Source organism: Pseudomonas sp. IT-P218 (assembly GCF_949767605.1).
Lineage (GTDB): Bacteria > Pseudomonadota > Gammaproteobacteria > Pseudomonadales > Pseudomonadaceae > Aquipseudomonas > Aquipseudomonas putida_AE.
Genome location: NZ_CATKQQ010000096.1, coordinates 183,096 through 206,883 on the forward strand (window position 1 = coordinate 183,096; position 23,788 = coordinate 206,883).

At 59.4% G+C, this 23,788-nt stretch carries 26 protein-coding genes; 13 read left to right on the forward strand and 13 right to left on the reverse strand.

What is annotated here, in order from left to right; translation table 11 throughout:
- The first annotated feature begins 59 nt into the window (after window positions 1-59).
- Window positions 60-737, forward strand: coding sequence for a TetR/AcrR family transcriptional regulator (locus tag ACM6I6_RS29975; RefSeq protein WP_274074501.1), 678 nt, complete (start codon window positions 60-62; stop codon window positions 735-737).
- A gap of 49 nt (window positions 738-786) precedes the next feature.
- On the opposite strand, the gene ACM6I6_RS29980 is transcribed toward ACM6I6_RS29975, so the two are convergent.
- From ACM6I6_RS29980 to ACM6I6_RS29990, 3 genes are all read right to left on the reverse strand, one after another.
- On the reverse strand, window positions 787-1,641 hold the full coding sequence (locus ACM6I6_RS29980) for a shikimate dehydrogenase (protein ID WP_414921184.1): 855 nt from the start codon (window positions 1,639-1,641) through the stop codon (window positions 787-789).
- Between the two features lie 5 nt (window positions 1,642-1,646).
- Window positions 1,647-2,087: a type II 3-dehydroquinate dehydratase gene (aroQ, locus tag ACM6I6_RS29985; protein ID WP_274074503.1), complete on the reverse strand. Its 441-nt coding sequence runs from the start codon at window positions 2,085-2,087 to the stop codon at window positions 1,647-1,649.
- Window positions 2,088-2,224: 137 nt separating this feature from the next.
- Window positions 2,225-3,136 carry a LysR family transcriptional regulator gene (locus ACM6I6_RS29990; RefSeq protein ID WP_408598989.1) on the reverse strand — a complete coding sequence of 304 codons (912 nt, stop codon included), beginning with the start codon at window positions 3,134-3,136 and terminating at the stop codon, window positions 2,225-2,227.
- A gap of 270 nt (window positions 3,137-3,406) precedes the next feature.
- On the opposite strand from ACM6I6_RS29990, the gene ACM6I6_RS29995 reads away from it, so the two are divergent.
- Both ACM6I6_RS29995 and ACM6I6_RS30000 read left to right on the forward strand, forming a co-directional pair.
- Window positions 3,407-3,835, forward strand: coding sequence for a DUF4160 domain-containing protein (locus ACM6I6_RS29995; RefSeq protein ID WP_323608312.1), 429 nt, complete (start codon window positions 3,407-3,409; stop codon window positions 3,833-3,835).
- The gene (locus tag ACM6I6_RS30000) at window positions 3,832-4,278 is read left to right on the forward strand and encodes a DUF2442 domain-containing protein (RefSeq protein ID WP_414921185.1); all 447 of its coding nucleotides are present in this window, start codon (window positions 3,832-3,834) and stop codon (window positions 4,276-4,278) included. The genes ACM6I6_RS29995 and ACM6I6_RS30000 overlap by 4 nt, the downstream gene beginning before the upstream one ends.
- Before the next feature lie 54 nt (window positions 4,279-4,332).
- On the opposite strand, the gene trmA is transcribed toward ACM6I6_RS30000, so the two are convergent.
- Complete coding sequence (gene trmA, locus ACM6I6_RS30005; protein WP_414921186.1) at window positions 4,333-5,412, reverse strand: tRNA (uridine(54)-C5)-methyltransferase TrmA; 1,080 nt, start codon at window positions 5,410-5,412, stop codon at window positions 4,333-4,335.
- Entirely contained in the window at window positions 5,409-6,704 is a 1,296-nt protein-coding gene (locus ACM6I6_RS30010) for an NCS2 family permease (RefSeq protein WP_274074507.1), read from the reverse strand. Before ACM6I6_RS30010 ends, trmA begins: the two co-directional genes overlap by 4 nt.
- Before the next feature lie 220 nt (window positions 6,705-6,924).
- Here ACM6I6_RS30010 and ACM6I6_RS30015 point away from each other — a divergent pair, with 220 nt between their 5' ends.
- Window positions 6,925-7,374 carry a DUF4879 domain-containing protein gene (locus ACM6I6_RS30015; protein ID WP_414921200.1) on the forward strand — a complete coding sequence of 150 codons (450 nt, stop codon included), beginning with the start codon at window positions 6,925-6,927 and terminating at the stop codon, window positions 7,372-7,374.
- Between the two features lie 68 nt (window positions 7,375-7,442).
- The gene (locus ACM6I6_RS30020; protein WP_323626415.1) at window positions 7,443-7,994 is read left to right on the forward strand and encodes a DJ-1 family glyoxalase III; all 552 of its coding nucleotides are present in this window, start codon (window positions 7,443-7,445) and stop codon (window positions 7,992-7,994) included.
- Window positions 7,995-8,000: 6 nt separating this feature from the next.
- On the opposite strand, the gene ACM6I6_RS30025 is transcribed toward ACM6I6_RS30020, so the two are convergent.
- Together ACM6I6_RS30025 and ACM6I6_RS30030 are read right to left on the reverse strand one after the other, a co-directional pair.
- The gene (locus ACM6I6_RS30025) at window positions 8,001-8,288 is read right to left on the reverse strand and encodes a HigA family addiction module antitoxin (RefSeq protein ID WP_414921187.1); all 288 of its coding nucleotides are present in this window, start codon (window positions 8,286-8,288) and stop codon (window positions 8,001-8,003) included.
- 97 nt (window positions 8,289-8,385) lie between these two features.
- Window positions 8,386-9,624: an MFS transporter gene (locus tag ACM6I6_RS30030; protein ID WP_414921188.1), complete on the reverse strand. Its 1,239-nt coding sequence runs from the start codon at window positions 9,622-9,624 to the stop codon at window positions 8,386-8,388.
- Window positions 9,625-10,024: 400 nt separating this feature from the next.
- Here ACM6I6_RS30030 and ACM6I6_RS30035 point away from each other — a divergent pair, with 400 nt between their 5' ends.
- From ACM6I6_RS30035 to ACM6I6_RS30045, 3 genes are read left to right on the forward strand one after another with little or no spacing between them, the layout of a single operon-like run.
- Entirely contained in the window at window positions 10,025-11,461 is a 1,437-nt protein-coding gene (locus ACM6I6_RS30035) for a cytochrome ubiquinol oxidase subunit I (protein WP_274074511.1), read from the forward strand.
- Window positions 11,462-11,464: 3 nt separating this feature from the next.
- Entirely contained in the window at window positions 11,465-12,472 is a 1,008-nt protein-coding gene (gene cydB / locus ACM6I6_RS30040; RefSeq protein WP_274074512.1) for a cytochrome d ubiquinol oxidase subunit II, read from the forward strand.
- Window positions 12,473-12,532: 60 nt separating this feature from the next.
- A complete protein-coding gene (locus ACM6I6_RS30045; RefSeq protein WP_323608308.1) occupies window positions 12,533-12,700 on the forward strand; it encodes a DUF2474 domain-containing protein in 168 nt (55 codons plus the stop codon).
- Window positions 12,701-12,749: 49 nt separating this feature from the next.
- On the opposite strand, the gene ACM6I6_RS30050 is transcribed toward ACM6I6_RS30045, so the two are convergent.
- Window positions 12,750-13,874, reverse strand: coding sequence for a methyltransferase (locus tag ACM6I6_RS30050; protein ID WP_323608307.1), 1,125 nt, complete (start codon window positions 13,872-13,874; stop codon window positions 12,750-12,752).
- Between the two features lie 165 nt (window positions 13,875-14,039).
- Window positions 14,040-14,771, reverse strand: coding sequence for a helix-turn-helix transcriptional regulator (locus ACM6I6_RS30055; RefSeq protein WP_414921189.1), 732 nt, complete (start codon window positions 14,769-14,771; stop codon window positions 14,040-14,042).
- Between the two features lie 326 nt (window positions 14,772-15,097).
- Here ACM6I6_RS30055 and ACM6I6_RS30060 point away from each other — a divergent pair, with 326 nt between their 5' ends.
- On the forward strand, window positions 15,098-15,874 hold the full coding sequence (locus ACM6I6_RS30060) for a ferredoxin--NADP reductase (RefSeq protein ID WP_274074516.1): 777 nt from the start codon (window positions 15,098-15,100) through the stop codon (window positions 15,872-15,874).
- 32 nt (window positions 15,875-15,906) lie between these two features.
- On the opposite strand, the gene mscL is transcribed toward ACM6I6_RS30060, so the two are convergent.
- The gene (gene mscL / locus ACM6I6_RS30065; RefSeq protein ID WP_274074517.1) at window positions 15,907-16,320 is read right to left on the reverse strand and encodes a large-conductance mechanosensitive channel protein MscL; all 414 of its coding nucleotides are present in this window, start codon (window positions 16,318-16,320) and stop codon (window positions 15,907-15,909) included.
- A gap of 616 nt (window positions 16,321-16,936) precedes the next feature.
- On the opposite strand from mscL, the gene radA reads away from it, so the two are divergent.
- Complete coding sequence (gene radA, locus ACM6I6_RS30070; RefSeq protein ID WP_274074518.1) at window positions 16,937-18,304, forward strand: DNA repair protein RadA; 1,368 nt, start codon at window positions 16,937-16,939, stop codon at window positions 18,302-18,304.
- A 122-nt stretch (window positions 18,305-18,426) separates the two neighbouring features.
- Here the strand turns inward: radA and ACM6I6_RS30075 are convergent, their stop codons facing one another.
- Window positions 18,427-18,795 carry a PilZ domain-containing protein gene (locus tag ACM6I6_RS30075; RefSeq protein WP_414921190.1) on the reverse strand — a complete coding sequence of 123 codons (369 nt, stop codon included), beginning with the start codon at window positions 18,793-18,795 and terminating at the stop codon, window positions 18,427-18,429.
- A gap of 160 nt (window positions 18,796-18,955) precedes the next feature.
- Between ACM6I6_RS30075 and ACM6I6_RS30080 the strand changes: the two genes are divergently transcribed.
- The 3 genes from ACM6I6_RS30080 (at window position 18,956) to yjiA (ending at window position 22,330) form a co-directional block, all read left to right on the forward strand.
- Window positions 18,956-21,022: a carbon starvation CstA family protein gene (locus ACM6I6_RS30080; RefSeq protein ID WP_274074520.1), complete on the forward strand. Its 2,067-nt coding sequence runs from the start codon at window positions 18,956-18,958 to the stop codon at window positions 21,020-21,022.
- A gap of 15 nt (window positions 21,023-21,037) precedes the next feature.
- Window positions 21,038-21,235 carry a YbdD/YjiX family protein gene (locus tag ACM6I6_RS30085; RefSeq protein ID WP_007895266.1) on the forward strand — a complete coding sequence of 66 codons (198 nt, stop codon included), beginning with the start codon at window positions 21,038-21,040 and terminating at the stop codon, window positions 21,233-21,235.
- Between the two features lie 123 nt (window positions 21,236-21,358).
- The gene (gene yjiA, locus ACM6I6_RS30090; protein WP_414921191.1) at window positions 21,359-22,330 is read left to right on the forward strand and encodes a GTPase; all 972 of its coding nucleotides are present in this window, start codon (window positions 21,359-21,361) and stop codon (window positions 22,328-22,330) included.
- Here the strand turns inward: yjiA and ACM6I6_RS30095 are convergent.
- Together ACM6I6_RS30095 and ACM6I6_RS30100 are read right to left on the reverse strand one after the other, a co-directional pair.
- Entirely contained in the window at window positions 22,327-23,016 is a 690-nt protein-coding gene (locus ACM6I6_RS30095; RefSeq protein WP_408598965.1) for a GntR family transcriptional regulator, read from the reverse strand. The genes yjiA and ACM6I6_RS30095 overlap by 4 nt on opposite strands.
- A gap of 25 nt (window positions 23,017-23,041) precedes the next feature.
- Entirely contained in the window at window positions 23,042-23,746 is a 705-nt protein-coding gene (locus tag ACM6I6_RS30100; protein ID WP_274074523.1) for a FadR/GntR family transcriptional regulator, read from the reverse strand.
- Window positions 23,747-23,788: the final 42 nt, after the last annotated feature.

The window sequence follows — 23,788 nt, forward strand, 5'->3', positions numbered from 1 at the left end:
TTCACTGTGCGGCGCGGCTCATAATCGCCAGCCTGTGCAGTGATGGCCGTGAGCCCGCAATGACAATGACTTCAGAACTCTCCGCAGCACCCGATCAACCGGTTGCCGAACCGCGCAAGAGTCGCAAGAACAATCCGGAAAAAACCCGCGAGAACATCCTGCAGGAGGCGATTGTCGAGTTCGTTCAGCAAGGGCTTTCCGGGGCTCGAGTCGATGCCATCGCCGAGCGCATCCACACGTCCAAGCGCATGATCTATTACTACTTCGGCAGTAAGGAACAGCTCTACGTCGAGGTGCTGGAGAAGCTCTACGGCGATATCCGCAATACCGAAAACCGGCTGCACCTGGCGGAACTGCCGCCCGTCGAGGCGATTCGGCGGCTGGTGGAGTTCACCTTCGATCACCATGACCGCAACGTCGATTTCGTGCGCATCGTCAGCATCGAGAACATTCACAACGCCGAATACGTGAAACGCTCCGATGCAATCAAGGCCATGAACAACACCATCCTTGATTCACTGGGCGAGATCCTGCGTCGCGGTGCCGAGCAAGGGCTGTTCCGCACAGGGCTTGATCCATTGGATGTGCATTTGCTCATCAGTTCGTTCTGCTTCTATCGCGTGTCGAACCGCCACACTTTCGGCGAGATCTTTCAGATCGACTTGCCGGACGAGAGCATCAAGCAGCGTCATCGGGAGATGATTTGCGAGTCGGTCCTGCGATATCTGCAGGCCTGAAAAGATCGCAGCCTTGTAGGAGCTGCCGAAGGCTGCGATCTTTTGATCTTTAACCATTCATGCTCTGAAAATGCGCCAGCATCCGCTGCGCATCCGGCACCACGCCGCTGAACAATTCGAATGCCTTTACCGCCTGGAACACCGCCATGTTGCCGCCATCCAGCGTTCGGCAGCCCAGGGCGCGGGCATTACGCAGCAGTTCGGTTTCCAGCGGGAAATAGACAATCTCCGCCACCCACAACTCAGCCCGAAGCAACTCGACCGGCACCGGCATGCCTGGCAGTTTCTTCATGCCCATGGGCGTGGTGTTGACCAGGCCATCAGCCTCGGCCAGGGTCAATGCCAGGTCATGACCGGCCACCGCGCGGTTACTGCCGAAATGCTGATTGAGGTTGTCCGCCAGGCTCTGTGCGCGGCTGATTTCCACATCGAAAATGCTCAGTTGTTGTACGCCTTCGCTCAACAACGCGTGGGCCACTGCCGCACCAGCGCCGCCGGCGCCCATTTGTACGACGCGCTCAACGGCAACGCCTTGCAAGCCACGCCGAAAACCTTCGGCAAACCCCAGGCAATCGGTGTTATGGCCGATGCGTTTGCCGTCTTTCAACACCACGGTGTTCACCGCGCCAATGCCACGGGCTTCTGGCGACAGTTCGTCGAGCAGCGGGATGATCGCCTGCTTGCACGGAAAGGTGATGTTCAGGCCGGTGTAGTTCATGCGTTCGGCAGCCAGCAGCAGCTCGGGCAGGGCGTTGCTGTCGAGTTGCAGTTGATCGAGGTCGATCAGGCGATACAGATAACGCAAATCCTGGGCATCGCCTTCATGCTCGTGCAGGGCAGGGGTGCGAGAAGCCTGGATGCCTGCGCCGATCAGGCCTGCCAGTACGGTTTGATTCTTGCTCATCACGCTCACCCCTTCAGACGTTGGCTGAAATGCTCCAGTGCCAGGCGATAGCCATGGCTGCCAAAACCGGCCATTACCGCCGTAGCAATGCCCGAGACGAAGGAGTGGTGCCGAAATTGCTCACGGGCATGCACGTTGGACAGGTGCACTTCGATCACCGGCAGTTCGCTGGCGACCAGCGCATCGCGGATCGCCACCGAAGTGTGCGTCCAGGCGGCCGGGTTGATCACTATCCCGGCACAACGGCCGCGGGCGGCATGAATCCAGTCGAGCAGTTCGCCTTCGTGGTTGGTCTGGCGAAACTCCACCGCCAGGTCGAACTCTTCGGCGGCTCGGCCACACATGGCGGAAATATCAGCCAGGGTTTCGTGGCCGTAAGTCGCCGGTTCACGGGTACCAAGCAGGTTCAGATTCGGGCCGTTGAGCACCAGAATGATAGGGGACATCAAGGTTTCTCCACTTATTATTTTTGGCGTTGGCCAAGGTCTCGGCCTGTGGAGATAAAATGTACCAGATGGTTAATTTGGTCAATTGGACCGCCCGCATACGGTCCTTTTGTGTGCGGTGATCGGACGGTTTCGTTTCAGCGTGGCAACTGCTCCACCAGGAAGTCGATGAACGCGCGCAACCGCAGGGGCATATGACGACTTTGCGGGTAGAGCAGGGTAAACGGCCGCGAACGCCCCCCATAAGGTTTGAGCACTTCCACCAGCGAGCCATTGGCCAGTTCCTTCTCGACGATAAATCGATAGGTCTGGAACAACCCCGCACCATGTTTCGCCAGGGTCACGCCACCCAATACATCGTCGGAACAACTGAAGTTGCCCTCGGCAAGAATTTCGCGCTGTATGCCACCGTCATTGAACAACCAGGCAATGCGCCGGCCGCTGCTGGGCAGTTCGTATTGAATGCACTCGTGCTGTTGCAGGTCGTCGAGGGTTTGCGGCGTGCCGGCCCGCTTGAGGTATTCGGGGCTGGCAATCATCACCAGCGCGGCATCTTCAAGCTGCCGGGCGATCAGGCCGGAGTCCGGAATAGCGCGCACACGGATCGCCATGTCATAACCTTCGCCGACGAAATCGATGTTGCGATTACTGATGTGCGACTCGACCTTCACCGCCGGAAAGCGCGCGCGAAAGGCCGGCAGCAACGGCAGGATGCGGTGGTGGGCATAAGTGGTCGGGATGCTGATGCGCAAGGTTCCTGAAGGTACCTGTTGCTGGCCCATGACCTCGCGCTGGGCTTCGACCAGTAGCGCCAGTGCCTGGCGGCATTCTTCGTAGTAGCGCCGACCGCTGTCGGTCAGCTTGACGCTGCGGGTGGTGCGTGCAAACAACCGCACGCCAAGGCGTTCTTCCATACGCGACACCGAACGGCTCACCGCGGCCGGTGTGACGCCCGCCACCAGTGCGGCGGCAGTGAAGCTGCCTGCTTCGGCAGCCAGGCAAAAAAGCTCGATGCTGCCCAGTTGAAGATCGTCGAATTGTCGCTGCATGATTGATTGCACCGGGGATCAAATGAACGCATTAAATCAGTATTTCAGGGAGATGCAGGACCTTCAAAAGACAGCCGTCCCAGCGACGGCTTTTTTTGTGGGGTGCGTGAAAGCAATGCTTACGATTTTGCCGGGGCCTCCATCGGCCCAGGGCGCCGCTGAACGCTAGTCTCAGAGGCGTATTGACGATTGAGTGTTCGAGGCACCGGTCGTCAGTTTTCCCCAGGAATGTCGAATCTTTCGACTCATTAACCTAACGGATGGGTTAGCATGAAGATATGCAGCTACAAAGGGCTCTCGGTGGTGATCATGTTGCGTGATGAACATTGTCCTCCTCACGCACATGTGGAGGCAGGCGCGTGGAGTGCGCGATTCAGATTCAGCTTTTGGCACAACGGTGTCGAACTCTGGGATGTGGTTCCACTCTCGCGCAGGCCACCCATTGCGGTACTTGAGGGGTTGCGCCAATCGCTCAAGCTGCCTGCCCATTTGCTGCGTGCTCGTCGCATCTGGTGGCGAAAACTGCAAACGGCCTGCCTTGATAATCAATTGTGGGATTGGCAAACCGGAGAGGTCGTTGTGGTGAAGAGGATTGTCAGTACCACCAACATGATTGGTTCGGCTTTGTATGAGCCGCAAACGAACAGGACGCGGTTATCCCTGATAGGTGCACAGGAATGTGTGGAGATCGAGTTATGAAAACGGTAAAAGCCAAGGTCCAGGTAGATCGGCCGGTGACAGAGGCCCGCCTTGATCGAGCGATTGAACGAGGCAAGTCTCGCCAAAGCAGCGGGCTGCACGCGACGTCGGTCACCTTTCAGGCTCCGTGTCTGGCGGTCAGCTTCGAAGATGGCAGCGGGGTGTTGCTGCCAGTTGGAAATTACCCTGAGTTCGATGGATTCGAGATCGAGGATTTTGCTGGTTTCGAGGTGGGTTTTACCGGAACCGCGCTCTGCCACGAAGGCAAGGACCTGCAGATCTCTATCGCCGGAATGATCTCGGCCAGCGAGCCATTGATGGCGATGGCGGCTTCGGTGATTGCTTCGCGCAACGGTCGGCAGAGCAGCGCCGCCAAGGCCGAGGCGGCGAGGGCCAATGGCAGGAAAGGTGGACGTCCACGCAAAGTCGACGTCGTGGTTTGAACGCCCACAAAAAAGCCGTCGAGATGACGGCTGATTTGTTTGTGGCCACAGCAATCACCGCCGGGTCAACAACACCCCGGATTCCATGTGATGCGTCCATGGGAACTGGTCGAACATCGCGCATCGGGTGATGCGGTGGGTGTCGTGCAACTGGGCGATGTTGTCCGCCAGGGTTTGCGGGTTGCAGGAAATGTAGAGGATGTTGTCGAAGCGTCGGGTCAACTCGCAGGTGTCCGGATCCATGCCGGCGCGAGGCGGGTCGACGAAGACGCTGCCGAACTCGTAGCTTTTCAGGTCGATGCCCTGCAGGCGGCGGAACGGGCGCACTTCGTTCAAGGCTTCGGTCAGCTCTTCGGCGGACAAACGCACCAGCGTGACGTTATCCACAGCGTTTTCGCTGAGGTTGCTCAACGCCGCGTTGACCGAGGTCTTGCTGATTTCGGTGGCCAGCACCTTGCGCACTCGGGTCGCGAGCGGCAGGGTGAAGTTGCCGTTGCCGCAGTACAACTCCAGCAAATCGTCAGGGCGATCACCGAGGGCGTCGTCCGCCCAGTTGAGCATCTTCTGGTTCACGGTGCCGTTGGGCTGGGTGAACGCGCCTTCCGGTTGGCGGTAGCTGAAGGTGCGGCCGCCGACCTCCAGCTGCTCGACCACGTAATCGTGACCGATGACTTCGCGCTTGCCCTTGGAGCGGCCGATGATGCTGACGTTCAGGTCCGCCGCCAGTTTGCTCGCGGCTGCATGCCAATGCTCGTCCAGCGGGCGGTGATAACACAGGGTGATCATCGCATCGCCGGCCAGGGTCGTCAGAAACTCCACCTGAAACAGCTTGTGACTCAAAGGCGCACTGGCTTGCCAGGCGGCCTTGAGCTGCGGCATCAATTGATTGATGCGCTGGCTGGCGATCGGGAACTCTTCGATCAGGATCGGCGTGCGTTTGTCTTCCTGGGAAAACATTGCGTAGTGGCGCTCGCCGGCTTCGCGCCACAGGCGGAATTCGGCACGCAGGCGGAAGTTCTGCAGCGGCGAGTCGAAGACCACAGGCTCGGGCGCGTCGAATGGGGCCAGCAGGTCACGCAGGCGTGTGACCTTTTCTTCGAGCTGGACGGTGTAGGCCTGGGAATCAAAAGTCATGCGTTGAACCAACCGAGCTTGATCACGAACAGAATCGACAGGATCACCAGCGCCGGGTTCAGCTCACGGCCACGACCGGACATCAGTTTGATGGCGGTCCAGGCAATGAAACCGAAGGCGATGCCATTGGCGATGGAATAAGTGAATGGCATGGCCAGCGCGGTAATGACGACCGGCGCGGCGACGGTGATGTCGTCCCAGTCTATTTCGGCCAGGCCGGATGTCATCAGCACGGCGACGAACAGCAGCGCTGGGGCCGTGGCGAACGCGGGAACGCTGGCGGCCAGTGGCGAAAAGAACAGCGCCAGCAGGAACAGCATCGCCACGACGACAGCGGTCAGGCCGGTGCGGCCGCCCGCACTCACGCCCGCAGCGGATTCGATGTAGCTGGTCGTGGTCGAGGTGCCCAGCAGGGAACCGGCCATTGCGGCGGTACTGTCGGCGATCAGTGCGCGGCCCATTTTCGGCATGTGGCCGTCCTTGCCCATCAGCCCGGCGCGCTTGGCGACGCCGATCAGGGTGCCGGAGTTGTCGAACAGGTCGACGAACAGGAAGGCGAAGATCACGCTGACCAGACCGATGTCCAGTGCGCCCTTGATGTCCAGTTGCAGGAAGGTCGGGGCCAGCGACGGCGGCATCGACATGACGCCGCCGAACGGGGTGAAGCCCATGACGATGGAAGCGATGGTCACCACCAGGATACCGATCAGCACTGCACCCCGCACGGCGAGGGCTTCGAGGGCGACGATCAGGGCAAAACCCAGGGTGGCGAGGATGGGTGCCGGTTGCTTGAGGTCACCGAGGCCGACCATGGTCGCCGGGTTGCTCACCACGATACCGGCGTTGTGCAGGGCGATCAGCGCCAGGAACAGGCCGATACCGGCCGCAATCGCCGAACGCAGCGGCAGCGGAATACTGTTGATGATCCATTCCCGGATACGGAAGATCGACAACAGGAAGAAGCACACCGCCGAGATGAACACCGCCCCCAGCGCCACTTGCCAGGTATGGCCCATGTGCAGGACCACGGTGTAGGTGAAGAAGGCGTTCAGGCCCATGCCCGGCGCGAGCGCGATCGGGTAGTTGGCGATCAGGCCCATGACTGTGGAGCCGATGGCGGCTGCCAGACAGGTGGCGACGAACACCGCACCCTTGTCCATGCCGGTCTCGCCGAGGATGCTCGGGTTGACGAACAGAATGTAGGCCATGGCCAAGAAAGTCGTGACGCCCGCCAGAATCTCGGTCCGCACGTTGGTGTTGTGTGCCTTGAGTTGAAACAGCCTTTCCAGCATGTCTGCTCCCCGTGGCGCGCCCGGCGCCGTGAATGTATCGACCTCAACAGCAAAGCACAGACCGCTGAACGCGCCTGGGAAAATACTGTGGGCCGGAAAAAGCCGCGCATCATACCAGCAGCGTGGGGTTATGGCTGCTTATGGCGGTGATCGTCGTCGATGTTTTGTGTTCAGTCCAAACCCGCCATACTGCGCGCTGGTTTTTTTGGGTGGCAATTGGATGAAAAAGCGTCTGACGATCATGTCCGCTGTCTTGATGCTGCTGGCGCTGGCGGCACAATCCGCCTCGGCGGCATCGGCACCGCCGTTGACCCAGGTAAAGGTGCTCAAGGTCGAATCGCCGGGCTGTGGTTTCGAGACGATTGACGAAGGGCAGACACAGACCCGCTGCAACCACGCGGGGCCCAACATCAGGATCTATGTGCTGGAAGTGGGCTACGGTCGCAGCCAGCCCCATGCCGCGCTCGATGGCTTCGAAGTGGACGGCACCCGCGCGCCGGTTTGCGCTTATGACAACGGCAACCTGACCGACTGCTCGCAAAGGACCAGGATCGTCGGCAACCTTTACATTTTCAATCTGGCAGGTAAGCAGGAAGGTACGTTCATCTTCAGCAATACCTCGATCAACGCGCCGGGCAACACGCTGTCGACCCAGCTTTACATCAAGTAACGACGGCGGCCCGAACAGGCGTCAGGAAAGCTGACTACGCTTTAAGAATTCTCCTGTGGATTGTTCCCATGACCTTTCGAGCCTTGATTACCCTCGCCGAGGGCGCCGATGACCTGCAGACCGTGACCTTGATCGATGTATTGCGCCGCGCAAAAGTCGAGGTAGTGGTTGCCAGCATCGAGGGACGGCGCATGCTCACCTGTGCCCGAGGTACGCGCTTGACCTGCGATGCGATGTTGGTGGATCTGCTGGCCCAGCCGTTCGACCTGATCGTCCTGCCTGGCGGTGCCACAGGGACGCAACATCTGAGCGCCCATCAGCCCCTGCAGCAACTGATCAAGGACCAGGCCGCGGCAGGTCGCCTGTTCGCCGGCATTGCCGAAGCCCCCGCAACAGCCCTGCAATCCTTCGGCGTGCTGCGCCAGCGGCGCATGACCTGCCTGCCCTCGGCCAGCCATCAACTGTCGGGCTGCAACTTCGTCGATCAACCGGTGGTGGTCGACGGCAATTGCATCACCGCCCAAGGGTCGGGTGGCGCTTTGGAATTTGCCCTGACCCTGGTGGAACAGTTGTGTGGCAAAGCCACGCGGGTGGCAGTGGCGGGGGAGTTGATGATTTAGACGGCGTCAGGCGTGAGCGGCGATGGGTTTGATGGGCGGTTGCTCACGCTGCTCTGCTTGCCATAGGTCATAGTCGGTCTGGACCCCTAGCCACATGCGAGCCTTGCCGATTCCAGCGCCCTCCAGGCGTACGGCCAGATCCGGACTGACTGGTGCATGTCCATGCAGTACCCGCGACAGGTGAGGACGCGCAAACCCAAGATGCCGGGCAAGTTCCGCGACGCTGATGCCCAACTCGGGCAATACATCCATCAATAGTGTTTCACCAGGGTGCGGCGGGTTGTGCGTGGGCATGTTCTGCCTCCCGTGGGGAATGTGTAAGGCGATACCTTACACTCTATGCGTTAATTACGTATTGCACCTGGTCGGCAAAATTGTGATGGCAACAGCCTCAGGCCTTTAGCTCTTCCACCGGCACATGCATCCGGTCGCGGTTGGCCAGGGTCGGGAAGAGCTTGATCCAGGTCCCTGTCACCACCAGCGTACCGATACCGCCCATGACGACTGCCGGCACGGTGCCGAACCAGTGGGCGGTCAGGCCGGATTCGAATTCGCCCAATTGGTTCGAAGCGCCAATGAACAGCCCGTTCACGGCGCTCACCCGGCCGCGCATTTCGTCCGGGGTTTCCAGTTGCACGAACGAGGCGCGGATCACCATGCTGATCATGTCGGCCGCGCCGAGGACCACCAGCACGGCTAGCGAGAACCAGAACGAAGTCGACAAGCCAAAGGCGATCGTCGCCACGCCGAACACACCCACAGCGGTGAACATGACCCGTCCGACATTGCGCTCCACGGCAAACCGCGCCAGGAACAGCGACATCAGCAGCGCGCCCACCGCCGGTGCCGAACGCAGCAGGCCCAGGCCCCACGGGCCCGTCAACAGAATGTCCTTGGCGAACACCGGCAGCAATGCCGTCGCACCCCCCAGCAGGACAGCGAACAGGTCAAGGGAAATGGCCCCGAGAATGTCCGGACGACTGCGGATGAAACGGATGCCCGCCAGGAGCGAATCCAGAGTGGCCTTGCCCTTGTTCAGAGGCGTTTGTCGGGCGGGCAGGTTGAGCATCAGTGCGCAGGCGATGATGTACAGGATCACCGTCGGGCCATACACCCAGACGCTGCCGAAGGCGTAGAGCAAGCCACCGAGTGCCGGGGCGACGATGGTCGCCGATTGCTGGGCCGACTGCGCGGCGGCCACCGCCCGGGGAAACAGTGCGCTGGGCACGATGCTCGGTAGCAAGGCTTGGGTGGTCGGCATTTCGAAGGAGCGCGCGGCGCCGAGCAGGAATGCAAGGATGAAGATCATTTCCCGAGTGACATGGTCGGTCGCGCTGCCGATGGCCAGCGACAGGGCGATCAGGGCTTGCAGCGACTGGCAGATGGCCGCGACCTTGCGCCGGTCGTAGCGATCGGCAACGTGTCCGGTGTGCAGCATGAACAGCACGCGCGGCGCGAACTCCACGAGGCCGACCAGGCCCAGGTCGAGCACGTTGCCGGTCAGTTGGTAGAGGTTCCAGCCAATGGCCACGGTGAGCATCTGAAAACCGCTGGCGGTGAAAACCCGGGCCAGCCAGAAGCCGATGAAAGGACGATGGTGACGTAACAGCAAGGGCTCTTGGCTGGGCATTTGAAGGCAAGTCTGGGGAGGGAAAGGTCGAGATTATCACCAACCTGTAACAGGAAGTTGCGGCGCGGGAAAATTTCGTTAGCCAAGCATCGATTCCGCTGACTTCTGGTCCACTGCCTTCCATTGATTCATTTCAACCTGTGACTGAAGCCGTGAGGCAACTTGTCACGCGGCAAAAGACCACGCGGGTCATCCCCGTAAATGGGACTACTCTTTCATCGTTGATTGATCCAGATCAAAACCGACAAAAGGAATTGATCCGGCGGCCATGAGGCCAGACTCCCTGCGTTGTGATGCGTACAAAAAAAGAACAAACAGAGATTCGCCACACTCCATATCCGTGGGGGCCGTGGGTGCAGGCTTCGAGCCCGCAGCCGTACTACCTGACAGAGGAAGACTTATGTTCGGTTTAGAGGCACTTGATCTCGCCCGAATTCAGTTCGCGTTCACTATCTCGTTCCACATCCTGTTTCCAGCCATCACCATCGGCCTGGCGAGTTACCTGGCGGTGCTCGAAGGCTTGTGGCTGAAAACCAATAACGACACCTACCGGGACCTCTACCATTTCTGGTCGAAGATCTTTGCCGTCAATTTCGGTATGGGTGTGGTCTCCGGACTGGTCATGGCCTATCAGTTCGGCACCAACTGGAGCCGCTTCTCGGACTTCGCCGGCGCGGTGACCGGTCCGTTGCTGACCTATGAAGTGCTCACGGCATTCTTCCTCGAAGCCGGTTTCCTCGGCGTCATGCTGTTCGGCTGGAACAAGGTCGGACGCGGCCTGCACTTCTTCTCCACGGTCATGGTCGCCATTGGCACGCTGATCTCGACCTTCTGGATTCTCGCCTCCAACAGCTGGATGCAAACGCCCCAGGGGTTTGAAATCATCAACGGCCAGGTGATTCCCACCGACTGGCTGGCGGTGATCTTCAACCCGTCCTTTCCGTACCGCTTGATGCACATGGCGACGGCGGCGTTTGTCGCCACGGCGTTCTTCGTGGGTTCCTCGGCGGCCTGGCATCTGCTGCGCGGCAAGGACAACCCGGCGATCCGCACCATGCTGTCGATGGCGATGTGGATGGCCTTGATCGTCGCGCCGATCCAGGCGGTCATCGGCGACTTCCATGGCCTCAATACGCTGGAGCATCAACCGGCCAAGATCGCCGCGATCGAGGGCCACTGGGAAAACAAGGGCGACGAGGCAACGCCCCTGATCCTGTTCGGCTGGCCGGACATGAAAGAAGAGAAAACCAAATTCGCCGTCGAGATTCCGTACCTGGGCAGCCTGATCCTGACCCACTCGCTGGATAAACAGGTGCCGGCGCTCAAGGAATTCCCACCCGAGGATCGGCCGAATTCGACCATTGTGTTCTGGTCGTTCCGGATCATGGTCGGCCTTGGCTTGCTGATGATCTTCACCGGCCTGTGGAGCCTGTGGCTGCGCAAGCGCGACAAGCTGTACACCTCGCGGCCTTTCCTCTACCTGGCGTTGTGGATGGGGCCGTCCGGGTTGATTGCGATCCTCGCCGGGTGGTTCACCACTGAAATCGGTCGCCAGCCGTGGGTGGTCTACGGCCTGATGCGCACGGCGGATGCGTCCTCCAACCATAGTTTCATGCAGATGAGCATCACCTTGATCCTGTTCGTGGTGGTGTATTTCGCGCTGTTCGGTGCAGGTCTCGGCTACATGATGCGCTTGGTGCGCAAAGGGCCGAAGATCGACGAAGGCAAGGAAACCAACGAAGGCGGTCCCGGCCAGAAACGTACGCCGGCGCGTCCGTTGTCCGCAGCGGACGATGAACACGCCGATCACGACCACACCGTGACCAAGGAGATTTGAATCATGGGTATTGATCTTCCGCTGATCTGGGCCGTGATCATCATCTTCGGCATCATGATGTACGTGGTCATGGACGGTTTCGACCTCGGTATCGGCATTCTCTTTCCGTTCATTCCCGGCAAGAGCGACCGCGATGTGATGATGAACACCGTCGCCCCGGTCTGGGACGGCAACGAAACCTGGCTGGTGCTGGGCGGTGCGGCGTTGTTCGGGGCTTTCCCGCTGGCCTATTCGGTCGTGCTCTCGGCCTTGTATCTACCGCTGATCTTCATGCTGATCGGGCTGATCTTCCGCGGCGTGGCGTTCGAATTCCGCTTCAAGGCCAAGGACGACAAGCGCCATTTGTGGGACAAGGCATTCATCGGCGGTTCGATCGCCGCAACGTTCTTCCAGGGCGTAGCGCTGGGGGCGTTCATCGATGGCCTGCCGGTGGTCGATCGGCAGTTTGCCGGCGGCTCGCTGGATTGGCTGACCCCCTTCACCCTGTTCTGCGGCGCCGCGCTGGTGGTGGCCTATGCTTTACTCGGTTGCACCTGGCTGATCATGAAGACCGAAGGCAAGTTGCAGGAACAGATGCACGATCTGGCGCGCCCCTTGGCGTTCGTCTTGCTGGCGGTGATAGGTGTCGTCAGCATCTGGACTCCTCTGGCCCACGCCGAGATTGCAGCGCGCTGGTTCACCTTGCCGAACCTGTTCTGGTTCCTGCCGGTGCCGATCCTGGTGCTAGTGACCCTCTACGGATTGATCCGCGCGGTGGCGCGCAATGCGCACTACACGCCATTCCTGTTGACGCTGGTATTGATCTTCCTCGGTTATAGCGGGCTGGGAATCAGCCTGTGGCCGAACATCGTGCCGCCGTCGATCTCGATCTGGGACGCCGCCGCACCGCCGCAAAGCCAAGGCTTCATGCTGGTGGGCACGCTGTTCATCATCCCGTTCATCCTGGGGTATACCTTCTGGAGCTACTACGTGTTCCGCGGCAAGGTCACTCACGAGGATGGTTATCACTAGGCCCCTGCTCGCGATGGCGTCAGCACAGGCGCCATCCGACCTTTATTGGAGAAATGTGCCATGCCCGGCAAACATTCCCTGCACGACATCGAGCAAGCCGAAAAAAAACCGCTGTGGCAGCGGCTCGGCTGGTTGGCCTTGATCTGGGCGGGCAGCGTCGGCGCGCTGTTCATTGTCGCCAGCCTGATGCGCATGTTCATGAACGCCGCAGGCCTGACGACTCACTGACAGATCCATGGCGTAAAAAACCCTCCAGCTGGAGGGTTTTTTCTGCGTGTTACTTGCGCGCCTTGAGGATCACGAATTTCGGGGTGGCCGCCACTTGCTCGACCCCGCGGAACAAGCGCGCCAACTTGCTGTGATAGCCCAGATGGCGGTTGCCGACGATGTACAGCGCTCCGCCCACCACCAGCGCCTCACGGGCTTGCTGGAACATCCGCCAGGCGAGGAAGTCACCCACCACCTGTTGTTGGTGAAACGGTGGATTGCACAGCACCACATCCAGCGACTGGGGCTCCTGCCCGGCCAGGCCATCGCCCGCCCGCACGATCACCTCCCGCTCACCCAGCGTGGCGCGCCAGTTTTCGGCGGCCGATTGCACCGCCATGAAGGATTCATCGACCAGCGTGTAGCGGGCTTCGGGGTTTTGCAGGGCACTGGCGATGGCCAGCACGCCGTTACCGCAACCGAGATCGGCGACCCTTGCGCTGCCGAGGTTCTTCGGCAGGTACGGCAAGAAGGCACGCGTGCCGATGTCCAGGCCTTCACGGCAGAACACGTTGGCGTGATTGAGCAACTCGATCGCCGGATCATCCAGTCGATAACGGCTCGGGTAAGGGGACTCGACGGCGGCTTTGGCTTGAGCCGTGGCGATCAACAGCCGGGCTTTTTTTACCGCCAACGAGGCCTGCACCGGGCCAATATAGCGCTCCAGCAGATCGCCGGCCGCACGCGGCAGATGCTTGAGCATTGCTCCGGCAATCACCTGGGCGCCGGGCGACAGTTGGCCTTGCAGGCGGATCAGTTGTTCTTCCAGTAATGCCAGTGTCTTCGGCACCCGGATCAGCACCCGGTCGAACGGTCCCATAAAGGGTTCACTGGCCGGTACGTGGGGCACGGCGTCAAACGCCTGGCCGTTACGGACCAGATTCTTTTCCAGCCCCTGCAAGGCCAGGAACGAATCGCCGCTGCTGGTCACATTGACCCTGCCTGCCAGGCTGACGGCCAATGCGCCAAAACTGTCGTTCAGCACCAGTACCCGCGAATTCGCCGCGGGCTGCTGCTCGGCCAGGTGATTGAGCAGGTACTCGTCTGCGGCGTCAAAGGCTTGCAGCGGTTCGTTCTGCTGTTCGGGCTGGCGGATCAGGTCGAGCTGGGCGAACGGGGTTTCGAGCAAGGGCATCGGGCAGGAGGCTCTGATAGATAAACGAGGATGTTCCGCGGCCCTGAGGCGTTGTTGCGGGCGGGACCGTCCGAGTGAACTGCGGCATGCTTTTTTACACGTCAACACTCGAGAGGGATGCAAATGGTACGATTTTTTCTTTTGGATTACCCGCAGGTTTTGTGATCAGCGCAGCGCGCCGCTGCCGAAATAGCCCGCCTTGACTGCGGCAATGACGGCCGAAATCTTGTTATTGACCCCCAGTTTCTCAATCGCACTCTGCACATGGAAATTGACGGTGCGTGCACTGAGATTGAGAATCCTGGCACTCTCGTAGGCCGTCTTGCCATCGGCTGCGAGTTTCAGCACGTCGATTTCCCGAAGCGACAAATTCGTCGCAGCCGATTTTGCCGAATGCTTTGGAAGCGATTGTGCGGCCAGTGCATGCAGATGCTGTCCTATGAAGACGGAAAAGCCGAAATTCTCGTACAGCTCAAACGCACTGATGGGACAATGGCTCCGGGCCAGGCTCAGGATGCTGAACAGGCCGCTTTCGTCGTCATGCAACGATTGCGACCAGCCGTGTTGAAATCCTTGAATTCCAAGCGCTTCCCACATCGATGGGACTTTGCAGAAGAGCTCTTCACTCCATAGAACGGGCAACATGGTTTGATTGCAATGAGCCACTACTGGGTCAATTTTACCAAGTTTTTTCTGTTCATACTCGGTGTTCCAGCTTGCAGGATAATTGTTGAGTCTGAGTGTGTTTATTTGCTCCGATCTGGTTTTGTAAGTGACTGAAAATTCAAAAAATTTATATCCGATATTTTTCGCGAAACGCAGCGCTACCTGGTAGGCGGTGTCGATCTCCTTTGCGCCGGCTATCTGGCTGAGTTGTAACTCCTTCCACCTTTCCATCTTTGAGCTCCCGTCTTTTTCGGCTCGGGTGTGTATGGATCCAATGTCCAGTACGCACGGATTGTAGGATGTTTCATACAGGGCGGTGAGAATTTTTTGTTTTGTTTAAATTTACAAATCAGGTTTATGGTTCTAATGTTATCGAGTTCGAAAGATGTCAGTGTTAATGTAATTGCGCAGGTTTTCTTATTGTTTAACCAAGTGGTTAAATGTGTTTGGGAATAGTCACTCATCAGAAGATGTTTCGCTAAAAACACTACAAATCGCCGGTGTTTATGGGGCCCGCAATGCGAGACACTGCGGTCATGTGTTGAAGGGAGCACCCCATGACCGCCAGTGAAGAGAAATTTACCCGCCAGACCTTGCTCGATGTCCAGCCGTTGACGTCGAACCTGTTCACCCTGCGCACCACGAGGGATGCAGGTTTTCGCTTTCGCGCGGGGCAATTCGCCCGGCTGGGCGTGGTCAAGGCGGACGGCAGTACGGTATGGCGCGCCTATTCCATGGTGTCTTCACCCTACGACGAGTTTCTCGAGTTCTTTTCCATCGTCGTACCCGGCGGCGAATTCACCAGCGAGCTCAGCCGGCTGGGCGTGGGCGATACGCTGCTGGTCGATCGGCAGTCCTATGGTTACCTGACACTCGACCGCTTCGTCGACGGCCGTGATTTGTGGCTGTTATCCACCGGTACAGGTCTGGCACCGTTTCTATCGATCCTGCAGGATTTCGAGGTCTGGGAAAAATTCGAGCGCATCATCCTGGTGTATAGCGTCCGGGAGTCCAGGGAATTGGCTTATCAGGCGCTGATCGCCGGCTTGGCGCAGCGCGACTATTTGCAGGAGTTTGCCCACAAGTTGCAGCTCATCAACACCGTGACTCGCGAGCGGCACCCCGGCGCCCTCAACGGGCGGATCACCACCTTGATTGAAAACGGCGAGCTGGAGCGGGCGGCTGGCGTGGCGCTGACGCCTGAGCATTCACGAGTGATGTTGTGCGGAAACCCGCAGATGATCGATGACACGCGCAAATTGCTCAAGCAGCGCGACATGCACTTGAGCCTCAGCCGGCGACCCGGTCAGGTGGCGGTCGAGAACTTCTGGTAAAAAAAAACGGCGCCTTGATGGCGCCGTTTGTTTCAAGGTCGGTTGTTCTGGGCCTTGAGCAAGTCGCGAATCTCACCGAGCAACTCTTCTTCCTTGGTCGGAACCGGCGGCAGGGTGGGCGCGACGGCTTCTTCACGCTTGAGGCGGTTGATGGCCTTGACGCCCATGAAGATTGCGAAGGCGACGATGACGAAGTCGATCAGGGTCTGGATGAATTTACCGTACGCCAGCACCACCGCCGGGGCATCGCCCTGGGCGGCCTTGAGCGTAATGGCCAGGTCACTGAAGTCCACCCCGCCGATCAGTAGACCGATAGGGGGCATGATCACATCGCCGACAAACGACGTCACGATCTTGCCGAAAGCAGCGCCGATGATGATACCGACGGCCATGTCGATCACATTGCCTTTGACGGCGAAGGCCTTGAACTCGCTTATCACGCCCATTGGACATTTCCTTGTTACAGATGAGGTTGGTGAACGCAGTGTAAATCAGCAGATCGCATCCTGCTCGAAACGACTGCGTGTGAGGTCTGCCTGCAATCGACTGATTCTGCGGTAAAAAGTTTACAAATTGCGCTTCTCCATGCGCCGGGATCTCCTTGCATCTGCTTCCAGCCGCTGGGCAATCGATGATGGGCTTGCGAGAAATCGCTATGGATTGCACGAGTGATTTGAATGTTCCGACGCTCACCGGTGAATGGGTGATAAGTCTTCCAGCAGGTTGCACTGGTTATTAGGTCAGGGTGTCAATCTATAATCTGAGTTAGTGGGAGGTAAAATTCAGGCGTCCATATTTGTATGGCTATAAAAGGGGTGTTATACGTGCAGGGAGTTGATAGTTAATATTTGTACAGGTTTTTTCTGTCGCTGTTAGGGTGGCCAGGTAGTTTGGGGGATTTGTGTATAAGTAAATAACTTATATGTTATGAATTTGTAATTGAGGTCTTTCGAACAAGATTGCTATTCACCAGCCGTATTCAATTAAGGTTGTCTGGCATCAATCGCGACGTACCAGGACAGCTGACCTGAGCTATCATCGCGGTTTTTGCCGGGAGTTCCGATGGCCAAGGCCAAGCGCATGTACGGCTGCACCGAGTGTGGCTCAACCTTTCCCAAGTGGGCCGGACAATGTGGCGAGTGCGGCGCCTGGAACACGCTCACCGAAACCATGGTGGAAAGTGGCGGGGCAGCGGCGCCCAGCGGTCGCACCGGCTGGGCCGGCCAGCAGGCGCAAATCAAGACCCTTGCTGAAGTCAGTGTCGAGGAAGTCCCGCGTTTCTCCACGGCTTCCGGTGAGCTCGACCGGGTGCTCGGTGGCGGCCTGGTAGACGGCTCGGTAGTGCTGATCGGCGGCGATCCCGGCATCGGCAAATCCACCATTCTGCTGCAAACCTTGTGCAATCTGGCCAAGAGCATGCCGGCGTTGTATGTCACGGGTGAAGAGTCGCAGCAGCAGGTGGCCATGCGCGCTCGACGCCTGGGGCTGCCTCAGGATCAGCTACGGGTCATGACCGAAACCTGCATTGAAACCATCATTGCCACCGCCCGGCTGGAAAAGCCCCGGGTCATGGTGATCGACTCGATCCAGACGATTTTCACCGAACAGCTGCAATCGGCGCCGGGTGGCGTGTCCCAGGTTCGCGAAAGCGCGGCGCTGTTGGTGCGTTATGCCAAACAGAGTGGCACCGCGATTTTCCTTGTGGGGCACGTGACCAAGGAAGGCGCCCTGGCGGGGCCGCGGGTGCTGGAGCACATGGTCGACACCGTGCTGTATTTTGAAGGTGAATCCGACGGGCGCCTGCGCCTGTTGCGGGCGGTAAAAAATCGTTTCGGCGCGGTCAACGAACTGGGCGTGTTCGGCATGACCGACAAGGGCCTGAAAGAAGTCTCCAATCCTTCGGCTATTTTTCTGACCCGTGCCCAGGAAGAAGTCCCAGGCAGTGTGGTCATGGCGACATGGGAAGGCACACGGCCGATGCTGGTGGAAGTCCAGGCGCTGGTCGATGACAGTCACCTGGCCAATCCGCGCCGGGTGACCCTGGGCCTGGACCAGAACCGCCTGGCGATGTTGTTGGCGGTCTTGCACCGGCACGGCGGCATTCCCACCCACGACCAGGATGTGTTTCTCAACGTGGTTGGTGGGGTGAAAGTACTGGAAACGGCATCTGACCTGGCCTTGATGGCAGCCGTCATGTCCAGTTTGCGTAATCGGCCGCTGCCCCATGACCTGCTGGTGTTCGGTGAGGTCGGCCTGTCCGGTGAAGTGCGCCCGGTGCCTAGCGGTCAGGAACGCCTGAAGGAAGCGGCCAAGCACGGCTTCAAGCGGGCGATCGTGCCCAAGGGCAATGCACCGAAAGAAGCGCCGCCGGGGTTACAGATCATCGCGGTCACCCGACTGGAGCAGGCGCTCGACGCCCTCTTCGAATAACACCAATCCCCTGTAGGAGCGAGCTTGCTCGCGATGGACGTTAACGATGACGCGCGCTGTCTGAGTGAGCGCGTGATCCGGACGTTTTTCGCGAACAAGCTCGCTCCTGCAGGGGGGGCGATTCAGATTTCGATGAGGGCACCCAGTTCCCGCTCAAGCTCCTGCGGATCCCCCAGATTGAATTCAATCAATCGCCGCAGGCGCTCAATGGACTCCAGGCTGATATGCCTGCACTCGAAGCCGAGCTGCCCGTGGTCTTGATGGGTCAACTGCACATCCATCTCGATATCGACGTCTTCGCTCAGATGGATGTCGACAAAAAAATCTTGCTGCGGATCGCCCAGCCAGGGTTCCGGCCGCTCGATCAGCAAGCCCTTGAGCGACAGGTCGATCAGTTTCACCGGCCAGATGAACGGCCCCTGGCCCAGCTCGGTTCTGGCATCGAACGCAATACGTTTGAAACGGCGACGTTCGGCACGGAGCTCGCTCATGGCACGATCCTCGGAAATGTACGCTGACTATAGACCGGCATCGCGAAAAGCTGCCAGCGCCGCCAGGTGTCTAGACCAATGTTGGGGTATGGCCTTTGCTGTCAGGCGAGCTAAACTCGATGTTGCTGTCTTTCTTGTCCACTCTGGCTGGAATAATAAAATGAAAAATAATAATAGCCCGCTACGCCACTTACCCTGGCTGCTGCTGGCAATCGTTGGGGCGTGCGCCCTGGGCGTCGTGGCACTTCGCCGAGGTGAAGCGATCAACGCTTTGTGGATCGTGGTCGCTGCCGTGGCCATCTATCTCGTTGCGTATCGTTACTACAGTCTGTTCATCGCTAATAATGTCATGCAACTCGATGCTCGACGGGCTACCCCCGCCGTGCTCAACAATGACGGTCTGGATTATGTCCCGACCAACAAGCATATCCTCTTCGGTCACCACTTCGCGGCCATCGCTGGCGCGGGGCCGCTGGTCGGTCCGGTCCTGGCGGCGCAGATGGGCTATCTGCCCGGTACTTTGTGGCTGATTGCCGGCGTGGTGCTGGCCGGTGCCGTGCAGGACTTCATGGTCCTGTTCATGTCCACCCGCCGCAACGGCCGTTCGCTGGGCGACATGGTCCGGGAAGAAATGGGCCGCATCCCCGGCACCATCGCGCTGTTCGGCTGCTTCCTGATCATGATCATCATCCTCGCGGTGCTGGCGCTGATCGTGGTCAAGGCCCTGGCCGAAAGCCCGTGGGGGATCTTCACGGTGATGGCGACCATCCCGATCGCGATGTTCATGGGCATCTACATGCGCTACATCCGCCCGGGCCGCATCGGTGAGATTTCCGTGATCGGCGTATTGCTGCTGCTGGGGTCGATCTGGCTGGGTGGGCAGATTGCTGCGGATCCGGTCTGGGCCAAGGCCTTCACCTTCAATGGCGTTCAGATTACGTGGATGCTGGTCGGTTACGGTTTCGTGGCAGCTTCGTTACCGGTCTGGCTGATCCTGGCACCGCGTGACTACCTGTCGACGTTCCTGAAAATCGGCACCATCGTGGCCTTGGCGATCGGCATCCTGATCACCATGCCCGAGCTGAAAATGCCGGCGCTGACCCAATTTGTCGATGGCACTGGCCCGGTGTGGAAGGGCGGTCTGTTCCCGTTCCTGTTCATCACCATCGCCTGTGGCGCGGTCTCGGGTTTCCATGCGCTGATCTCCTCCGGCACCACGCCGAAACTGCTGGATAACGAGGTTAACTCCCGTTACATCGGTTATGGCGCCATGCTGATGGAGTCCTTCGTGGCCATCATGGCCATGGTCGCCGCATCGGTGATCGAGCCAGGCGTGTACTTCGCCATGAACAGCCCCGCCGCAGTTGTGGGCGGTGACGTGATGGCTGTGGCGCAAACCGTCAGCAGCTGGGGTTTTGCAATCACCCCGGAAGCGCTGCAGGCAGTAGCGCACGACATCGGTGAAACCACCATCCTGGCCCGTGCCGGCGGTGCACCGACCCTGGCGGTCGGCATCGCGCAGATCCTGCACAGTGTGCTGCCGGGTGAAAACACCATGGCGTTCTGGTACCACTTCGCGATCCTGTTCGAAGCGCTGTTCATCCTGACCGCGGTGGACGCCGGTACACGTGCCGGGCGATTCATGCTGCAGGACCTGCTCGGCTCCTTCGTGCCCGCGCTCAAGCGCACCGAGTCCTGGACTGCCAACCTGATTGCCACCGCTGGCTGCGTGGCGATGTGGGGCTGGTTGCTGTATCAGGGCGTGATCGATCCGCTGGGTGGCATCAATACCCTGTGGCCGCTGTTCGGCATCTCCAACCAGATGCTGGCGGGTATCGCGCTGATGCTCGGCACCGTCGTGCTGATCAAGATGAAGCGTCAGCGGTATGTCTGGGTCACCATGCTGCCTGCCGTGTGGTTGCTGATCTGCACCACCACCGCCGGCTTCATCAAGCTGTTCGATGCCAACCCGGCGATCGGCTTCCTGGCCCTGGCGAAAAAATACAGCGATGCCCTGGCCAACGGCCAGATTCTCGCCCCGGCCAAGGACATCACTCAAATGCAGCACGTGATCTTCAACGCCTACACCAACGCCACGCTGACCGCGCTGTTCCTGTTCGTGGTATTCAGCATCCTGTTCTATGCGCTCAAGGTCGGTATTTCTGCCTGGGGTACGAAAGAACGCACGGACAAGGAAGCGCCGTTCCAGGCGCTGCCGGATGCGTAACCAGAGGATTGCAGCATGTTCAATGACCTGAGTCGCCTCGGTAAATACCTCGGTCAGGCCGCGCGCCTGATGGTCGGCATGCCCGACTACGACAACTACGTCGAGCATATGCAAACAAAGCACCCGGACAAACCGGTGATGAGCTACGAGATGTTCTTTCGGGAACGCCAGGAAGCTCGTTACGGTGGCAAGGGTGGGCCGAAGTGTTGTTGATACAACACGCCTAGGCGACACACCACTGTAGGAGCCCGGCTTGCCGGCGAAGGCGATCGTTCGGACGCCATCGCCGGCAAGCCGGGCTCCTACAGTTTTATCAGCGCATGGGAGATTTTCGTTTTGCTCACTCCAATCCCGGTCACGATCCTCAGCGGCTTCCTCGGCGCCGGCAAAACCACGCTGTTGCGCCACCTGCTCAAAGCCGAGCATGGGCTGAAAATCGCCGTGATCGAAAATGAATTCAGCGACGCCGGCATCGACACCCAACTGTTGGGTGACGAGCCGGTTCAAGTCATGACGCTGTCCAACGGCTGCGTCTGTTGCACCATCCACACCGACCTGACCAAGGCCCTGTATCTGCTGCTCGAACGTCTCGACAGTGGCGAAATCGCCTTCGACCGCCTGGTGATCGAGTGCACCGGCCTCGCCGACCCGGCTCCGGTGGCGCAAACCTTCTTCATCGACGAGGAGCTGCGCGAGCGCTACATCCTCGACGGCATCATCACCTTGGTAGACGCGGCACACGCCGAGCAGCATCTGACCCAGACCATCGCCCAGGCGCAAATCGGTTTCGCCGACCGGCTGCTGGTGAGCAAGCGTGATCTGGTGGACGAACCTGCGTTCACTGCGTTGAGCGAGCGTCTGACCCGTATCAATCGCCGTGCACCGATCCGCGTGGTCGACCACGGCAAGATCGACCTGGCCGAACTGCTCGACGTGCGTGGTTTCAATCTCAATGCCGACCTTGGTGGTGGCGTGAGTTTGCGCCCGGTCAGTCAGGCGCCGTCCGTCGACCGTATTTCCAGCCTGGTGCTGCGCACCGACAAGCCGCTGGATATCGACAAGCTCAGCGAGTTCATGAACGAGCTGCTGGAAGACCACGGCAAGCAACTGCTGCGCTACAAGGGCGTGTTGAACATCCTCGGCGAACCGCGCCGCATGGTGTTTCAGGGAGTTCTTAAGTTGTACGGTTTCGACTGGGACACCGAGTGGGCCGACGATGAAGCGCGCGAAAGCGTGATCGTGTTCATTGCCGATGATTTGCCGGAAGAAAAGATTCGCCAGGGGTTCGCTCGAGTGGTGGCGAACTAACCGGCAATACGCTTGCGGTTGGAGAGCGGTTGAGCGTTCAGCAATACCGCCTCCAGATAATCCAGATGCCGGTTCAGTAATGTCGCTGCCATCACGGCATCCCTACGCGTAAGCGCGTCCACTATTTTCTCGTGCACCTGCCAGGCGCAGTAGTCCTCCCCGCACACCTCAAGCTGCGCAATCGCCAGCGAACTCGGTGGCACCAGGCTGCCGAGAAAATGCGCCAACGGTGCATTGCCCGCCATTTCTGCCAACTGTAGGTGAAACTCTCCTGCCAGACGTATTGCCCGGCCACGCTCAGTGCATTGGCGCTCGCGATCGACCAACGCGCTCAGGCGCTTCAAGGCTTGCGTGCAGGGCCGCTGGCAGGCCAGCTTCACCAGCATGAGCTCGGTCAGTCGCCGCGCATGCAGCGTTTGCCGAACTTGATCGACATTGAGCGCCGCTACACGGGGGCGATGATTGACCCGCAGAATAATGATCTGCTGATGGGACAGTCGCATCAGCACATCACGCATGTCACTGCGCCTTGCACCGAACATTTGCGCCAGGCTTTCTTCGGTAAAGCGACTGGCCTCATGGATGCGCTGTTCAAGAATGGCGTCGAGGACCCGCGAGTACAGATCATCCGCCGCCGGTGGAAAGGGCAGGGTCGTAAGCGTTTGCGGTGAAACGAAGCTGTTCATGGCCAATCTCCAGTTCGAAGAGGGTTCAACTGCCAAGGTTGTCGTCCGGGATGTTCAGTTCAATGCCCATGCGCTGGCCCTCGCGAAGGATGTGCCGACGCATCTCGGCACTGGCCTGGGCGCTGTTCTTGCTGCGGATCGCCCGCACCACCGCTTCGTTTTCTTCGAGGCGTTCGGCCAGATGCTCCGGGGAATTGCGCAGCACTTCGGCGCTTTGTTTGAGCGCATTGCTGGTCTGCTGGACAACGCTCTGGAAGATCGGGTTCGAGGTCAGGGTGAAGAGTTCTTCGTGGAACGCAATGTAGGCGCTCACCCCGGCTTCGCTGTCGTTGGCCTCCAGGGCTTCGCGCATGTCCATCAGGGTCAGGCGCAGTTGCCCGACTTCCTTGCTGCTGATCGACTGCGCCACCAGACCGACGATGAACGGCTCAAGGGTGTAGCGCAGTTGCAGTACGTCTTCCAGGCTTGCGGCGGCCACGGCACTGTCGTGCTGTTGGCTGTCGGCAAGATTGGCCTCCAGGACCACCACCCCTTTACCCGGCATGGACCGCACCAGGCCGAGGGTTTCGAGCACGATGACGGCTTCTCGCAGGCTGGGGCGGCTGATACCCAGTTGTTCGGCCAACTCGCGTTGCCCTGGCAGCATGTCACCGGAACGCCACTGACCGCGGGCCAGCGCGGCCCGAAGTTTTTCTACGACTGAATTTACAACGGTCGACGAGGTAATCACTGTTCGCTCCATGAGCTCAAAAACGGTTTTGGCCATGCCTGC

Excerpts from the sequence above, each read along its gene's own strand:
- ACM6I6_RS29975 (WP_274074501.1), top strand. The coding sequence starts at position 60 with ATGACAATGACTTCAGAACTCTCCGCAGCACCCGATCAACCGGTTGCC.
- ACM6I6_RS29980 (WP_414921184.1), bottom strand. The coding sequence starts at position 1,641 with ATGAGCAAGAATCAAACCGTACTGGCAGGCCTGATCGGCGCAGGCATC.
- aroQ (WP_274074503.1), bottom strand. The coding sequence starts at position 2,087 with ATGTCCCCTATCATTCTGGTGCTCAACGGCCCGAATCTGAACCTGCTT.
- ACM6I6_RS29990 (WP_408598989.1), bottom strand. The coding sequence starts at position 3,136 with ATGCAGCGACAATTCGACGATCTTCAACTGGGCAGCATCGAGCTTTTT.
- ACM6I6_RS29995 (WP_323608312.1), top strand. The coding sequence starts at position 3,407 with ATGAAGATATGCAGCTACAAAGGGCTCTCGGTGGTGATCATGTTGCGT.
- ACM6I6_RS30000 (WP_414921185.1), top strand. The coding sequence starts at position 3,832 with ATGAAAACGGTAAAAGCCAAGGTCCAGGTAGATCGGCCGGTGACAGAG.
- trmA (WP_414921186.1), bottom strand. The coding sequence starts at position 5,412 with ATGACTTTTGATTCCCAGGCCTACACCGTCCAGCTCGAAGAAAAGGTC.
- ACM6I6_RS30010 (WP_274074507.1), bottom strand. The coding sequence starts at position 6,704 with ATGCTGGAAAGGCTGTTTCAACTCAAGGCACACAACACCAACGTGCGG.
- ACM6I6_RS30015 (WP_414921200.1), top strand. The coding sequence starts at position 6,925 with ATGAAAAAGCGTCTGACGATCATGTCCGCTGTCTTGATGCTGCTGGCG.
- ACM6I6_RS30020 (WP_323626415.1), top strand. The coding sequence starts at position 7,443 with ATGACCTTTCGAGCCTTGATTACCCTCGCCGAGGGCGCCGATGACCTG.
- ACM6I6_RS30025 (WP_414921187.1), bottom strand. The coding sequence starts at position 8,288 with ATGCCCACGCACAACCCGCCGCACCCTGGTGAAACACTATTGATGGAT.
- ACM6I6_RS30030 (WP_414921188.1), bottom strand. The coding sequence starts at position 9,624 with ATGCCCAGCCAAGAGCCCTTGCTGTTACGTCACCATCGTCCTTTCATC.
- ACM6I6_RS30035 (WP_274074511.1), top strand. The coding sequence starts at position 10,025 with ATGTTCGGTTTAGAGGCACTTGATCTCGCCCGAATTCAGTTCGCGTTC.
- cydB (WP_274074512.1), top strand. The coding sequence starts at position 11,465 with ATGGGTATTGATCTTCCGCTGATCTGGGCCGTGATCATCATCTTCGGC.
- ACM6I6_RS30045 (WP_323608308.1), top strand. The coding sequence starts at position 12,533 with ATGCCCGGCAAACATTCCCTGCACGACATCGAGCAAGCCGAAAAAAAA.
- ACM6I6_RS30050 (WP_323608307.1), bottom strand. The coding sequence starts at position 13,874 with ATGCCCTTGCTCGAAACCCCGTTCGCCCAGCTCGACCTGATCCGCCAG.
- ACM6I6_RS30055 (WP_414921189.1), bottom strand. The coding sequence starts at position 14,771 with ATGGAAAGGTGGAAGGAGTTACAACTCAGCCAGATAGCCGGCGCAAAG.
- ACM6I6_RS30060 (WP_274074516.1), top strand. The coding sequence starts at position 15,098 with ATGACCGCCAGTGAAGAGAAATTTACCCGCCAGACCTTGCTCGATGTC.
- mscL (WP_274074517.1), bottom strand. The coding sequence starts at position 16,320 with ATGGGCGTGATAAGCGAGTTCAAGGCCTTCGCCGTCAAAGGCAATGTG.
- radA (WP_274074518.1), top strand. The coding sequence starts at position 16,937 with ATGGCCAAGGCCAAGCGCATGTACGGCTGCACCGAGTGTGGCTCAACC.
- ACM6I6_RS30075 (WP_414921190.1), bottom strand. The coding sequence starts at position 18,795 with ATGAGCGAGCTCCGTGCCGAACGTCGCCGTTTCAAACGTATTGCGTTC.
- ACM6I6_RS30080 (WP_274074520.1), top strand. The coding sequence starts at position 18,956 with ATGAAAAATAATAATAGCCCGCTACGCCACTTACCCTGGCTGCTGCTG.
- ACM6I6_RS30085 (WP_007895266.1), top strand. The coding sequence starts at position 21,038 with ATGTTCAATGACCTGAGTCGCCTCGGTAAATACCTCGGTCAGGCCGCG.
- ACM6I6_RS30095 (WP_408598965.1), bottom strand. The coding sequence starts at position 23,016 with ATGAACAGCTTCGTTTCACCGCAAACGCTTACGACCCTGCCCTTTCCA.